General features: G+C 64.8%; 10 protein-coding genes and 1 pseudogene. All 11 read left to right on the forward strand.

Going from position 1 to position 14427, the window contains the following annotated elements:
• Nucleotides 1–144: 144 nt before the first annotated feature.
• Nucleotides 145–2325: a polyphosphate kinase 1 gene (ppk1, locus tag GC162_07225; GenBank protein ID MBI1368432.1), complete on the forward strand. Its 2181-nt coding sequence runs from the start codon at nucleotides 145–147 to the stop codon at nucleotides 2323–2325.
• 470 nt (nucleotides 2326–2795) lie between these two features.
• Nucleotides 2796–3374, forward strand: a complete 579-nt coding sequence (locus tag GC162_07230) for a sigma-70 family RNA polymerase sigma factor (GenBank protein MBI1368433.1) — start codon at nucleotides 2796–2798, stop codon at nucleotides 3372–3374.
• Nucleotides 3371–4759 (forward strand): hypothetical protein, encoded by a 1389-nt coding sequence (locus GC162_07235; protein MBI1368434.1) that lies wholly within the window; start codon nucleotides 3371–3373, stop codon nucleotides 4757–4759. The genes GC162_07230 and GC162_07235 overlap by 4 nt, the downstream gene beginning before the upstream one ends.
• 62 nt (nucleotides 4760–4821) lie before the next feature.
• Entirely contained in the window at nucleotides 4822–5466 is a 645-nt protein-coding gene (locus tag GC162_07240; GenBank protein ID MBI1368435.1) for a hypothetical protein, read from the forward strand.
• A 30-nt stretch (nucleotides 5467–5496) separates the two neighbouring features.
• Nucleotides 5497–6180, forward strand: a complete 684-nt coding sequence (locus GC162_07245; GenBank protein ID MBI1368436.1) for a hypothetical protein — start codon at nucleotides 5497–5499, stop codon at nucleotides 6178–6180.
• 57 nt (nucleotides 6181–6237) lie between these two features.
• Nucleotides 6238–6408: pseudogene (locus GC162_07250) on the forward strand (prepilin-type N-terminal cleavage/methylation domain-containing protein).
• A gap of 776 nt (nucleotides 6409–7184) precedes the next feature.
• Entirely contained in the window at nucleotides 7185–7694 is a 510-nt protein-coding gene (locus GC162_07255; protein MBI1368437.1) for a sigma-70 family RNA polymerase sigma factor, read from the forward strand.
• Nucleotides 7694–9211: a hypothetical protein gene (locus GC162_07260; protein MBI1368438.1), complete on the forward strand. Its 1518-nt coding sequence runs from the start codon at nucleotides 7694–7696 to the stop codon at nucleotides 9209–9211. The genes GC162_07255 and GC162_07260 overlap by 1 nt, the downstream gene beginning before the upstream one ends.
• Entirely contained in the window at nucleotides 9208–10380 is a 1173-nt protein-coding gene (locus GC162_07265) for a hypothetical protein (protein ID MBI1368439.1), read from the forward strand. The genes GC162_07260 and GC162_07265 overlap by 4 nt, the downstream gene beginning before the upstream one ends.
• A 227-nt stretch (nucleotides 10381–10607) precedes the next feature.
• Nucleotides 10608–11390, forward strand: a complete 783-nt coding sequence (locus tag GC162_07270; protein ID MBI1368440.1) for a prepilin-type N-terminal cleavage/methylation domain-containing protein — start codon at nucleotides 10608–10610, stop codon at nucleotides 11388–11390.
• Nucleotides 11391–11773: 383 nt separating this feature from the next.
• Entirely contained in the window at nucleotides 11774–14386 is a 2613-nt protein-coding gene (gene mutS, locus GC162_07275; protein MBI1368441.1) for a DNA mismatch repair protein MutS, read from the forward strand.
• The last annotated feature ends 41 nt before the right edge of the window (nucleotides 14387–14427 follow it).

Below are 14427 nucleotides of genomic sequence, written 5' to 3' on the forward strand. Positions count from 1 at the left end.
ATGCCCAAACGTCAAGAACTAGAAACCGGAAACTGGAAACCAGAAACTCCCCTCCCCCTTCGTCTTAACAATCTGAACACTGACGCTGGTCCTGCGATGCGGTATGATGTTGGCCCGATCGGGAAGTGAAGGTTGTCGGCCGCCATGACACAGGTTCAGACTTACTCATTGACGCCGAATGCGGATGGCGAAGTTTCGCTGGCGCCGGAGATGCTCATCAATCGCGAGTTGAGCTGGCTTCAGTTCAACAAGCGGGTGCTGCACGAGGCGCTGGACAGCCGGACGCCGCTCCTGGACCGGGTGCAGTTTCTGGGCATCTTCACGTCGAACCTCGATGAGTTCATCATGAAGCGCGTCGGCGGACTTCGCCGGCAGCTTGTGACGAACATCATCACGCGCTCCGCCGACGGTCGCACGGCGGCGGAGCAGTTGGCCGCCATTCGCGAAGCCGTGCTGCCCATGCTCCGCGATCAGGCCGAGTGCTACCGCAACGAACTTCTCCCGCAGCTCAAAGCCCACGGCATCGAACTGCTCGAATGGAAGCAGCTCACCGAAGCCGAGCGGGCGCAGGCGACGCGCTATTTCTCCAGCGAAGTCTACCCCGTGCTGACCCCGCTGGCCGTCGACCCCGGTCATCCGTTTCCGTTCATCTCGAACCTGTCGCAGTCGCTGGGCGTGGTGCTGCGGGCGCCGGGACAGTCGGAGCGGCTCTTTGCGCGCGTGAAGATTCCCGTCGTCCTGCCGCGGTGGGTTCGACTCAAGAGCGACGCCGAGTTGTCCGGTCAGGCCGTCGCCCCCCCCGCCGGTTCGCCGACGGAGCCGATCCGTTTCGTCGGGCTTCAGCAGATCATCGAGCACAACCTCGCGCGGCTCTTTCCGAACATGGAGCTGCTCAAGGTCATGTCCTTCCGCATCACGCGCAACGCCGACATCGAGCGCGATGAGGAGGACGCGGAAGATCTGCTTGAAATGATGGAGGAGGAGCTGCGGGCGCGGCGGTTCGCGAAGGTGGTGCGGCTCGAGCACGGGCCGGACCCCGATCCGTGGATGCTCAAGTTTCTCATTGACGAGCTGGAGCTTTCCGAGTCGGACGTGTACGAGATGCCAGAGCTGTTGGACTTCACCGACCTGTCGCCGATTCTCGACGTGTCGATGCCGAAGCTGCGCAGCGAGCCGTGGACCCCGATTGTTCCGCCGGCGCTGATCGATGACGAGGTGGACATCTTCAACGTGATCCGCGGCTCCGATCTGATGGTGCACCATCCCTACGAAAGCTTCTCGGCGAGCGTGGAACGGTTCGTCAGCGCCGCGGCGGTCGATCCGCGCGTGGTGGCGATCAAGATGACGCTCTACCGAACGGGCGACGCGAGCCCGTTCATCAAGACGATGATCCGGGCCGCGGAGGCGGGCAAGCAGGTCGTGTGCCTCGTCGAACTCAAAGCGCGTTTCGACGAACAGCGGAACATTCAGGTCGCACAGATGCTCGAAAAGGCCGGGGTTCACGTGGTGTACGGCATCGTCGGGCTCAAGACGCACACCAAGACGACGCTCGTCGTCCGCCGCGAAAACGACGGGCTGCGCTGCTACGCGCACATCGGCACGGGCAACTACCACGCCGGCACCGCCCGGCTGTACACCGACCTGGGTCTGTTCACGACGAAGAAGGATTTCACCGACGACATCGTCGAGTTGTTCCACTATCTGACCGGCCGGTCGCTTCAGCGCGACTATCGCCGGCTGCTGGTCGCGCCTGTGAACATGCATCGTCGGTTCATGCAGATGATCGAGCGCGAGGCGGAGCATCAGAAGGCCGGGCGACCGGCTCAGATCGTCGCGAAGATGAACAGTCTCGAAGACCGGCAGATCATCGCGGCGCTGTATCGCGCTTCGGGCGTCGGGCTGCCGATCGATCTGATCGTGCGCGGGTTCTGCTGTCTGCGGCCGGGCGTGGAGGGACTTTCCGAGAACATCCGCATCATGTCGGTGATCGGGCGCTTCCTGGAGCACTCGCGCATCTACTACTTCCGCAACGGCGCGGAGGACCCGCTCGACGGCGAATTCTACATCGGGTCGGCGGACTGGATGTACCGCAATCTGCGCAACCGTGTCGAAGCGATCACGCCCATCGAAGACGCCCCGCTGCGCGCCCGCCTGTGGCAGATTCTTCAGATCATGCTCACCGATCAGCGGCAGGCATGGGACATGCAGCCCAATGGGTCGTACGTGCAGCGCGTCCCCGCCGACGAGGCCGGGGCCTTGAGCACGCACGCGCAGCTCATGCGCGACGCGCTGGAGCGCCGGTCGATCAAGTCGCCGGTGGCGTGAGGTTCTTTGAGACTTCTGAGGCGTCTTCATCACGAAGACACGAAGGCGCGAAGACACGAATGTCATCAGAGAATGGATTGTTGCATTGAACGCCCGATGCTCGTCCGCGTTCGGATGACATTCTCACATTCTTGAGAATGTGAGAATGTCGTCGCGTGCGCCGGGCGATGGGGAGGTACGGCTGGGACACAGCGCGGGTGGCGGATCGCGTGCCTGGCTTGAGTGATGCGCGGGAAGCCATCGTCAATTGAGACTTCCGAATGACCGAGGGTCGTGCAAACGGATGCGTGCTAAGCCGCAAGCGGCTTGATGCGGATGCGGGTGAAGTGATTCAGAAGTCTCAGCTTGCTGATCCTGTGATTCTGTCAACATTTTCTGTCTTTCCGCCATCGCGTCCCCTCCGGCCGGCCGGGATTTTTTATTGACAAAAATGTCCTGCACGTGTCACACTTTCGCCCGTTTGCGCCGTGATGAGGCGACGGGCCATTTTTTACCGTTCGCCCGTGGACACCGCGTTGGATGAGGCCATGAATCAGCAGAGCCCCGAGTTCATCAAGCTGTTAACCGATGCACAGAGCATGCTTTATGCTTACATCGCGTCGCTGGTGGGCTCGTCGGAACTGGCCAATGAGGTGCTTCAGAATACGAATCTGGTGCTCTGGTCCAAGGCGGAGGAATTTGCGATGGGGACGCGATTTGCGTCGTGGGCCCTGGGGATTGCTCACTTTGAGGTGCTGACGGCCCGGAAGAAATTGGCGCGGGATCGACACGTGTTCAGCCCGGCGCTGATCGACAAGCTGGCGGAGGAGAGCGGCACGACGGCGCAGGCGTCGGGAGAGCGTCAGCGGGCGCTGGAGCAGTGTTTGGCGAAGCTACCGGCGGCGCAGCGCAAGATCGTGCAGTCGCATTATGCCGACCAGCAGACGGCCAACGACATCGCGCGGGCGATGGGACGCAAGGCGCCGGCGGTCCGGCAGATGCTTCACCGCATTCGATTGGCGCTGACGGAGTGTGTGGACCGGGAGCTTTCGACGACGGGTCAATCATGATGCAAGACGCGGCACAGATCGATCGCATGCACGGACTGCTGGCGGACTGGCTGGAGGAGACGCTCGACGATGCGCGGTTCGCGGAGTTCGAGTCGCTGCTCGAGGCGGACGCGGCGTGCCGCACGGCCTATCTGCGGTACATGGCGGTGCACACGCGGCTCAAGTGGGACCTGGGTGCGGCATCGCGCCAGGAGGCCCAGCCGGCGATCGACGATGCGGCGGCGCCGATTCTCGTCGGGGGGCCGATGCGTTTTGGCGCGCGGCGTGTCCTTGCCATCGCCGCGGCGGTCGTACTGATGGCGACATTGGCGCTGGTGTACCTGCCGACGAACCGCAAGATCGACAGGCATCATGACGGAGCGCCCGCTTCGTATGCCATGCTCAGCGACGTGTCGGCCGATGCGAAGTTCGCGGACGAAGGGATGGCGATGGGATCGGATTTGAACGGGGCGATTCATTTACTGACGGGGCGGGCGCAGTTGATGTTCCATTCGACGGCGGTCGTCGATCTGACCGGGCCGTGCGAATTTGAAATGACCAGCTCCAATCGCGGGCGGCTCGTGAGCGGTACGATGAAGGCGTTTGTGCCGGAGCATGCTCATGGCTTTACCGTCGACGTGCCCGGCGGCGCGCAGATCGTCGACCTCGGCACGGAGTTCACCATCCATATCGACGATCAGTCGCGCACGCATCTTCAGGTGCTCAGGGGCAAAGTGGAACTGCGCAGCGCTTCGGTGGCCCAGATGATCGTCGCCGGTCAGTCCCGCTTGTTCGACCCGGCGCGAGGTCTGATCGTCGGGCCGGAGCGGATTGCATTGGTCAACGGCGATTTTGCGAACGGGCTTAACGGATGGCAGGCGACGGCGGCGTACGGCTCGCGCGCTCGCTCGGCGGCGGAGTTGGGCGTGATGGTCAGCACGCTCCAGAGCGTTTGGCCCGCGCCTGTGTCCGAGGATGCGGGCGCGTCGCATGTCGTGCGGCTCGGGTACAAAGGTCAGGCCGTCTCGCTTCGACTCGCCACAGCGCAGCAAGTCGAGCCCGACACAAGCTACACAATCGCCGTGCGTGTCCGGGCGCACGACAGCGATACAAGTGGGCCGTTCAGTCAAGCGATGCAGATCATCGCGCACGTCGGCAGCGAAAACGTCGTGACCGACAACTATGCGGCGGGCGATGAGTGGAACTGGCGGCTGACGGCGGTCCCCGCGTCCGTGCTTGAGTCGGGGGTCGGTCAGCCGATCGAGTTGCGGCTTTACAAGAACGCCGATCCGGGCGGCGATGAAGTGTGGATCGAACAGGTGCAGTTTTGGCGCGGCGAAGCGACGCTCGACGAGGTCGTCGCCGCCTCTGTTGTCCATCGTGCGTCGCTGGAGAAGGCCCCATGAGGCAGCGACAACGTCATTCACTGGCCGTGCAAATCGCGGCCATTGCTGGAAGGAGCAAAACCATGAGACAATTCTTCGCCATTGCGGTCATTACCCTCGCGGCCGCCGCCGCCAACGCCGCCGTCGTCCCCCTGAGCAATTCGAACTTCAACAACAACGCCGACGGCAACTTCAATCTCGTCGACGGCTGGACCGAAGCCAGTGAAAATCAAGTCGACTCCATCGCACAGATCAACAACGCTTTCGGTAAATCCTCCGGCGATCTGGTCGTGCGCCTCGGCTACAAATACGACGATGTATCCCTGCGGCAATTGACCAGCACGCCCTACGGCACGTCCGGCTACGGCAAATGGGTGCTGAGCGTCGATGCGCTGGCCACGACCGATCAGGCCGGCGTCACCCCCGTCAGCTCTGGCACCACGCAGGCGTTCAGCATGATCTTCACGGCCAACAACGTGAACATCAAATCGAACGGCTCCGTCCTCGCCGGCAACACCTGGCAGACCTTCACGCTTGAAATCACGCTCGCCGAAGTCCTCTCCAATTCCGCCGGGGCCCAGAACATCGAAATCCGCTTCTTCAAAGGCGCCAACACCGCCAACTTCGTCATGCTCGACAACGTGCATCTCGAATCCGTCCCGACCCCCGCCGCACTCCCTGCCGGGCTCGCCCTGCTGGCGATGACCGCGATGCGCCGCCGCAAATGAATCACTCGGCAATCACCAAGAGGAAATGCCATGCGACAATTCCTGCTCGTCACACTCGCGACCCTTGCGATCACCGCCGCCGCCGATGCCGCCGTCATCTTCAACGTCTCCGACACGACCCCCAACGGAACTCCCGGCGGCTCCGGCACCGGCACGCGGACCCTCTCGACCTCCCTCGGCTCCGTCACCGCCCCGCCCGCGATGACCGCCATGACCTACACCGTCACCGGCCTGAACCTCACCAGCATCGGCGGAACCGCCAGCGAATCCATCGCCTTCAAAATCACCTACACCCAGACCGGCGGCACCGGCGTCCAGTTCAACTCCTTCGGTAACATCTCCGTCACCGGCAACTCCGACAACAACCAGATCAACAGCGGCGAAAAACTCTTCGCCACACTCTCCCTCAATTCCTCCACCTTCGCCGGCCCCATCTCCCTCAAGTTCACCTCCATCATCGTCGGCGGCGTCGGCGCCGGCGAAGCGTGGACCATCGGACACGACGGCGGAACCATCGCCGGCAACACCGCCTCCGGCAACACCTATGCCGTCCCCGCCTCCTCCTTCCTCTCCCTGACCACCGCCGCCAGCACCGTCAACCTTCAGGCCTTCAACGTCCAGGTCACCGCCAGCGCCGCCCCCGTCCCGACCCCCGCCGCGCTGCCCGCCGGGCTCGCCCTGCTGTCGATGACCGCCCTGCGCCGTCGCACATGATCAATGCGAAAGCTCAGGGATGGCCATCCCTGAGCTTTGCGAAACGGAACCCCCCCCATGCGCCGCCGTGCCTTTACCCTCATCGAACTCCTCGTCGTGATCGCCATCATCGCCGCGCTCGTGGCGATCCTCCTCCCCGCGCTCAGTCAGGCGCGCGAGGCCGCCCGACGCGTCGTCTGCGCCACCCATACACGCCAGCTCACCACCGCCTGCCTCGGCTACGCCGCCGACAACAGCGGCCGACTGCCCCCTGAAACGCGCGACCTGGGCTCCACCGGACGCAACCATGTCTTCGATCAGTTCCGCGGCGACATGTTCCGCAAGCTCGCGCTCCCCGACGCCCTCTGGACCTGCCCGTCCAACCCGTGGGAGATTTACGACAACGGGTCCGTCTCCACGCGCGGATCGATGTACGGCATCGTCTTCGACACCCCCTGGCCCAACTCGATGGACCTCCCCAACAAGCGCGTCGGCTACATCTACGCCGCCAATACCTACAACGTCATCTCCCCCAACTCCGCCGTCAAGGACACCAACCGCATGCCGCGCTGGCTGAGCTTCTCCTCGCCCGTCGGCCCGGCGTCGCAGACCCTCTTCGCCGATGAGAACAAGTATTACGCCGCCTCCGACACCTGGGAACTCAACCACCTCACTTCCGACAACGCCGCCCTCGCCAACACCAAACAGCGCATCGCCGGCTCCAACGAAACCTACCTCGACGGACACACCGCCTGGGTCGGCGACTTCCCCGAAAAGCTCATCGCCCTCGGCGCCTCCGCCAACTGGTTCGCCCGCCACGACCCGACCGACACGTACGGCCATTGGTGGTGGTGACCCCGTGCCGCCGCATTTTCCTTGCGTGTAACCCGAGCCGTTTCATCCACTTCCCGCTCCGGTAAAATTCCCGCCTTTTTCGTGTTATCCCTCGCCCCGCTCGTGGTACATACAGATGGACACATGCGACAGGGTCGCGCCGTGCCCGGAGCCGCCCGTTGAAAAACGACATGCACGAATTCGTCAAGCTCGTCGCCGCTCATCAGAATCGGCTCTACTCCTACATCATGTCCCTCGTCCGCGCCCCCGCCGACGCCGATGACATCCTTCAGGAGACCAACGTCGTGCTCTGGGACAAGCGCGACGAAGCCCTCGCCGCCGACAGCTTCACCGCATGGTCCTACGCCGTCGCCCGCACGCAGGTCATGGCCTTCCACCGTGACCACAAGCGCGACCGCCACGTCTTCGACGCCGAGCTGCTCAAGCTGGTGTGCGACGAAGCCGTCGAAGTCAGTTCGCATCTGAGCGAGCGGCGGGATGCGCTCGAAACCTGCCTCGGCCGCCTCGACCCTGATGCGCACGCCCTGATCAAACTCCGCTACGAAACTCAGCACACCCTGCGCGAAGTGGCCCTCCGTGTCGGCAAGTCCACCGCCGCCACCACGCAGGCGCTCTACCGCGTCCGCCTCGCCCTGCTCGAGTGCATCGAAGCCGCCAATCGCACGCAGGACCCCGCCTGATGCCCGCCCCGCGCGATCACCATCCCGACCTCGCCCCGCTCGTCGCGCCGATGTTCGAAGAAGAGCTGTCCGACGAACAGTGGACCCGGCTCTGCGACCTCCTCCGTCACGACCCCGCCGCCCGCCGCGCCTACCTCCGCCTCCGCGCGCTGCACGCCCAACTCACCACCCGCCACAGCCACCAGACGCTTCGCGGCGAAGCGCCGCTCCCTTCGACTTCGCTCAGGGCAGGCAGCATCGGCGTGAATGAGCCATCCGCATCCCCCCACGCCGACGCTGAGCCCGCCCCGGGGCGAAGCGTCTGGTACACCAAAGGGTTCAGAGGTCAGGGTTCAGGGTTCATCTTCAAAGCAGCGATCGCCGCGCTGATCATGCTCGCCGCCACGCTCCTGTATGTCTTTGTGCCTTTCACTCCCCACTCCGCACTCCCCGCTCCCCACTCCGCCGCCCCGGCCTCATACGCCATGCTCAGCGACATGTCTCCCGACGCGATCTTCGCCGATGGCGAGCGTTCCCTCGGCGAAGGCCTCAATACGCCGATCCGACTCACTGCCGGCCGCGCCCAAGTCATGTTCGAGTCCACCGCCGTCGTCGACCTGACCGGCCCGTGCGAATTTGAAATGACCGGGCCCAACCGCGCGCGGCTCGAGGCCGGGCAGATGGAAGCGTACTGCCGTCCGCAAGCACGCGGGTTTACGATCGATCTGCCCGGCAGCGTGCGCATCGTCGATCGAGGCACGCGCTTCGCCCTCGATGTGCCCGGCGGGGCGACGGCCCGAACGATGACGATGGTCGTCCGCCAGGGGCATGTCGATGCCTCGGTCGGCGACGCAACGCCGCTGAATTTCGCGGCCGGCGAATGTCTGGTCGCCCTGCGTGCCGGCGCTAAAGCCCCCGGTGAATTGCATCGTGCCCGAGCGGCGATACATCTGCGCAGCGGCGCGAAGACCACCGCCCGCGCTGAAAACCGCTACACGGTCGGGTCGCTGATTCAGGTCGGCGACGCGCCGTTGTGGCTGACGCATCTGGGCGTGCAGGACGCCGGGCCGGCGGGGCCCGCGAACGACGGCTTTTTCAGCGCGGATCCCATTGACGTGGGACTCTGGGACGCGACGGGCGCGCAACTTATCGCGCATGTGCGGATTCCGTCCAGCGCTCTGTCGATCGACGGATGGCGCTACGTGCCGATCGACGCCGGCCCGATCCGCCTCGAAGCCGGCCAGCGATACCGTATCGGCGCCAACGTGGGCGCGGGCATCGAATGGTTTCTTGACGGAGGCGGCGCCGCGGCGTTCGAGGCCGACGACGCCGTGCGACTCGTCGAAAGCTGCTATCGCTCCGGCGCCTTCGGCGCGCCGCTTCAGAGCGATCGCGCCAATGCCGCGCGATGGGGCGCCGCCAACGCCTTGTTCATCCCGATTCGTGAATCCGTTTCTGAAACATCCAAGTCCGGGGCCGGGCGCCGCGCCACGGAGAATCTGAGAAACCCCGCAACATCGCAGGAGACACAACCATGAGAACCCGCCGGAACCTGACCCGCGCCGCCTCGCGCCTCGCCGCCGCTGTGCTGCTCGCCTGCGTCGCCGCCGAGACGCCCGCCGCCGTCATCAGCCCCCTCAGCGCCAGCCCGTCCGGCCGTCGATCGGATGCGGCATACACCATCGGCTACGACTTCACCGTCGGCGCGACCAATCAGACCATCAACGCACTGGGCATCGAAGACATCACCAACAGCGGAGCCGCCGGATATGGCGACGGTCTGGTGACGCGCCACGCCGTGGGCATCTGGAACGCCTCCGGCACGCTGCTGGCGAGCGTCAACGTCGCCGCCGGCACGCAGGCGACGCTCGTCAACGGGTTCCGCTATGAGCCGATCGCCCCGCTGACCCTCGTGGCCGGCCAGACCTACACCATCGGCGCGACCATGGGTGCGGGCATCGAATACTTCTCCGACGGCGGCACCGCCGCCAACTACGCCGCCGCCTCCGGTTTCACCCTCTCCAACGCCCGCTACGCCGGCGGCGGCACCCTCACCCGCCCGACCAGCAACGGGTCCACCGGCGGCGGCGTCAACGGCCGCTGGTCCGGCGGCAACGCCACCTTCATCGCCAACCCCGCCCTGCCCGTCCCCTCCGAGTCGATGCTCCTCAACTCCGCGCACACCGGAAACCGCAGCGACTACACCGGGGCCGTCGGATTCGAATTCACCACCGCAAACCGGACCACGACCATCGAGGCGCTGGGCTTCTACGACAGCGGGCAGGACGGCCTGGCGACATCGCATCGCGTGGGCATCTGGGACGGCTCCGTCGAACTCGGCCAGGTCGTCGTTCAGGCCGGCACCGCCTCCACGCTCATCGGCGACTTCCGCTACCAGACCCTCTGGAGCTCCATCACCCTCCTGGCCAATCACACCTACCAGATCGTCGCCGAGGTCATCAACGGCGGCGACGCCTGGCTCGACACCGCCGTGCCAAGCCCCGGCACGTTCAACTTCAACCCCGAGTTCGCCGGCTATTCCTTCGGTCGCGGCGCCTACTCCGCGAGCTTCTCGGCGCCGACGAACTATTCGGCCGGTCGGCTCTACGTCGCGCCGAATCTGCTCATCGCCGTCCCCGCGCCCGCCGCGCTGCCCGCGGGACTGTCCCTGCTCGCCCTGATGCCTTCGCGCCGCCGGCGCGCTTAACGATGGTTTGCCTGCTGGTCCCTCCACGATCGAGGGATCCGCGGTTGTCCGATTACGGTCGGACCGCCGCATTGGACGCCAAATCCGATCGCACAGAACTCTGGCGGGTTTGGGTTCGACGAATCGAACCGACGATCGGATGAAGCGATTGCGTTCGGTGGGTGAAAATCCATCGGACGCATTTGAACAATGCCCGCGGCGTGCATGCGGGACGATGGATACGCACCATGCGCCGACGCGCCTTTTCACTCATCGAACTGCTGGTCGTCGTGAGCATCGTGGCGCTGCTCGTGGCGATCCTGCTGCCGTCGCTCAGACAGGCCCGATACGCGGCCCGGCTCACCGTCTGCGCCTCCAACCTGCACCAGAGCGGGCTCGGTTTTCTCGGGTTCGCCGCCGACCACGCCGGCCGATACCCCGAGCACGGGTTCAACAAGCCCACCGCGCTCAAGCAGGGCGCGACCGACCTGCGCGACGCGTACAACCCCTATGTCGATCTGAACCGCCTCGCCTGTCCGTTCACGGAGTCGATCGACTACACCCATCCGCCGCTGGCCGCCACCAATAGCGTGGAGTGGACCTATGTCTGGTTCGCCGGCTGGCGTTTCGCCTACAACGCCGACGGGCTTTACGGCGCGGGCGACACGAGCTTCAGCAACGGCACGTACAACTTCAACCTGCTGGCGGGCGATCAGCTCTGGTCGCGCGTCGACGGCACGTTCCCGCACGCCTCGCATCCCGGGCGCGACATGGGCCTCCTCACCGCCGGCGCCAACACCAGTCCCGCGACCACCACGGTCTCGTACAGCGCCGCCTCGTGGACGTTCATCCGATGGGAGAACGCCGCCAACAACTTCGCCGCCGGCGGCGAGAACGACCTGAACTTCCTCTACACCGACCTGTCGTGCAAAACGATCGGCCGCGTCACATGGACCGGCTCCGATGTCCGCCCCGTCGACTTCTTCCGCACGATCAGCGGATGGTACCTCTGGGTGCCGACGCAGAACTGACGCGGCCGGCGGCAGATCACGCCCCGTTGGAATCCAATCACGTTCGTCGCTGGATGTGGGTCATTTCACCCACTTCGCGCACAGGCGTGGCGCGATTCGCGCACCGGGATGGCAAATCGGACGCGGCTGTGCGCATGCGTTTGCGTAAGTCCTTATTCGATCGCGCACGGGCGCGTCGGGGCTTCCGCGCCGATGCGCACGGGTCCGTCCGGTGCGCGCTTCATGCGAAAAATGGGCGAAAAAGGGGCGATTCTGAGATGGGAACGGGGGCGCACGCTCGTGTCGAATATTCGAGGGGGGAGCGCGCCCGTGCGAATGGGGGATGGGCCACGGTTGATGGGGCGACTTGAAAGCGGGTGCGGGTGCGGGGACACTGGCCGTTCATGACCCGCGCGGATGAGAACAATGCGAAACAGGACACGCCGGCGATGCGTCAGCACCGGCGCTTCAAGCAGGAGCACCCGGACTGCGTGCTGTTCTTTCGCATGGGGGACTTTTACGAGCTTTTTTATGATGATGCGCTGCTGGCGCACAAGGTGCTGGGCGTCACGCTCACGCAGCGGACGGAGGGCGTGCCGATGGCGGGCGTGCCCTATCACGCGGTGGAGGGTTACCTGCGGCGGATGATCGCGGCGGGATACCGGGTGGCGATCTGCGAGCAGATGGAGGACCCGAAGGAGGCGAAGGGCGTCGTCAAGCGGGAGGTGACGCGGCTGGTGACGCCGGGGACGCTGACGGATGATGCGATGTTGGAGGAGGGCGAGCCGTGCGTCCTCGCGGCGGTGCAGTTCGTCAATGACGACACGGTGGCGCTGGCGTTCGCGGAGCTTTCGACGGGGGCGCTGAGCGTGGCGCAATTTGCGAGCGATACGGTCGCCGACGAGCTGGCGCGGATCGGGCCGCGGGAACTGCTTTATGTCGAGACGGCCAACGGGCAGCCGCCGGAGCGGATCAGCGGGCTGGCGGGGCCGATCGGGTGTGCGTTGACGCGGCGGCCGGCGTGGCAGTTTCGCATGGCGGAAGCGACCGAGACGCTGATGAAGCAGTTCAACGTCACCACACTCGCCGGGTTCGGCCTCGAAGCGGACGACATCGTCATCGGACCCGCCGGTGCGGTGGTGAGCTACCTCCTCGAAACGCAGCAATCACGTGACGGCCGACTCGCCCACCTGTCGCCCCCCCGCCGCTTTGAACGTCACGCGCATCTGGTCATCGATCAGACGTCGCTGCGCAGTCTCGAAATCGAACGCACGCTCCGCACCGGCGAAACGAAGGGCTCATTGCTCGGGGCGCTGCAGGATTGCCGCACGGCGATGGGCAAGCGGGCGCTAAGGCAATGGCTTTGCTACCCGCTGGCGGACAAGGCGAAGATCATCGACCGGCAGGACGCGGTGGCGGCGATCGTCGATGACGCGACGTTCCGTGCGGACCTGACCAAGCGGCTCGATGCGGTGCAGGACGTGGAGCGCATCAGCGGCCGCGTCGCCATCGGCCGACCCAGCCCCCGCGACCTCGTGGGCCTCGGCAACTCCCTCACCGATGTCAACAAGCTCATCGACCTGCTCGACGCCCGCCCGACACTCGCCGCCTATCACCATCGCCTGACCGCCATCGCCCCATCGCTCAACAAGCTCGGCGATTGTATCCGCGCCGCCTGCGTCGATGATCCGCCCGCTCACATGCGCGACGGCGGCCTGATCCGCGACAGCTATGACAAAACACTCGACGAATACCGCACGCTTCAAAGGGATTCCAACACGTATCTGGCCGACTATCAGAAGCGCCTCGCCGACGAAACCGGCATCGGGTCGCTGAAGATCGGATACAACAAGGTCTTCGGCTACTACATCGAAGTCACGCATGTTCACGCCACGAAGATTCCCGCGGTTTTCACCCGCAAGCAGACGCTCAAGAACGCCGAGCGCTACATCACGCCGCAGCTCAAGGAGTACGAGGACAAGGTGCTGGGCGCGTCATCGAAAGCGATCGCACGCGAGCTGGACCTGTTCAACGATCTTTGCAAGGCGACGAGCGATGATCTGACGGCGCTGCATGAGTTTTCGCATGTGGTGGCGGAGTTGGACGTGTTGGCGTGTTTTGCGCGACGGGCGGTGAAATACCAATACACGCGGCCGAACATCGTTGACGAGCCGACGCTGATCATCACCGATGGGCGGCATCCGGTGCTTGACGAGATTCTGGCGGATCGGTTCGTGCCCAATGACACGGAACTCGATAAGAAGGCGACGCTGGCGCTGATCACCGGGCCGAACATGGCGGGCAAGAGCACATACATCCGCCAGAACGCCCTGCTGACGTTGCTCGCGCACACCGGCGCGTTCATTCCCGCGGCGTCGGCGACGATCGGCCTCACCGACCGTATCTTCACGCGCATCGGCGCGTCCGATGAAATCCACCTCGGGCAATCGACCTTCATGGTCGAGATGACCGAGACCGCCAACATCTGTCATCATGCCTCGCCGCGCAGTCTCGTCATTCTCGACGAAATCGGCCGGGGGACTTCGACGCTGGACGGCTTGGCGCTGGCATGGGCCATCGCCGAGCACCTGGCCGCCCGGCGATGCCGCTGTCTGTTCGCCACGCACTATCACGAGTTGACGGAGCTGCCGGAGCGGTTCGACAATGTGGTGAACCTGAACGTGACGGTGCGCGAGTGGAACAACGAGATCGCGTTCCTGCACCGCATCGCGCCGGGCGCGGCGAACAAGAGCTACGGCATTCACGTGGCGAAAATCGCGGGGCTGCCCGACGGCGTGCTCACGCGGGCGAATGAGCTGATGGCGCAGCTTCAGGTGCATACGGAATCGCATGTCGGCAAATCTCCCAAACCGCAGTCCCAGGAACAGTGGGGATTATTCACGCAGTACGTGGAGCATCCGGCTCTGACGCAGTTGCGCGAGAGCGATCTGAACGCGCTGTCGCCGCTGGGGGCGTTCGATCTGCTTCGCAAGTTGCGGGCGGAGTTAGACAAATGACGCCTCGCCCGTCATAATCGAATCGTGGTCAGCCGTTTTTC

The sequence above is a fragment of the Planctomycetota bacterium genome, assembly GCA_016125255.1.
In the GTDB taxonomy this organism is placed as follows: domain Bacteria; phylum Planctomycetota; class Phycisphaerae; order Phycisphaerales; family Zrk34; genus RI-421.

Coding starts and splice junctions, on each gene's coding strand:
- ppk1 (MBI1368432.1), top strand. CDS start 145: ATGACACAGGTTCAGACTTACTCATTGACGCCGAATGCGGATGGCGAA.
- GC162_07230 (MBI1368433.1), top strand. CDS start 2,796: ATGAGGCGACGGGCCATTTTTTACCGTTCGCCCGTGGACACCGCGTTG.
- GC162_07235 (MBI1368434.1), top strand. CDS start 3,371: ATGATGCAAGACGCGGCACAGATCGATCGCATGCACGGACTGCTGGCG.
- GC162_07240 (MBI1368435.1), top strand. CDS start 4,822: ATGAGACAATTCTTCGCCATTGCGGTCATTACCCTCGCGGCCGCCGCC.
- GC162_07245 (MBI1368436.1), top strand. CDS start 5,497: ATGCGACAATTCCTGCTCGTCACACTCGCGACCCTTGCGATCACCGCC.
- GC162_07255 (MBI1368437.1), top strand. CDS start 7,185: ATGCACGAATTCGTCAAGCTCGTCGCCGCTCATCAGAATCGGCTCTAC.
- GC162_07260 (MBI1368438.1), top strand. CDS start 7,694: ATGCCCGCCCCGCGCGATCACCATCCCGACCTCGCCCCGCTCGTCGCG.
- GC162_07265 (MBI1368439.1), top strand. CDS start 9,208: ATGAGAACCCGCCGGAACCTGACCCGCGCCGCCTCGCGCCTCGCCGCC.
- GC162_07270 (MBI1368440.1), top strand. CDS start 10,608: ATGCGCCGACGCGCCTTTTCACTCATCGAACTGCTGGTCGTCGTGAGC.
- mutS (MBI1368441.1), top strand. CDS start 11,774: ATGACCCGCGCGGATGAGAACAATGCGAAACAGGACACGCCGGCGATG.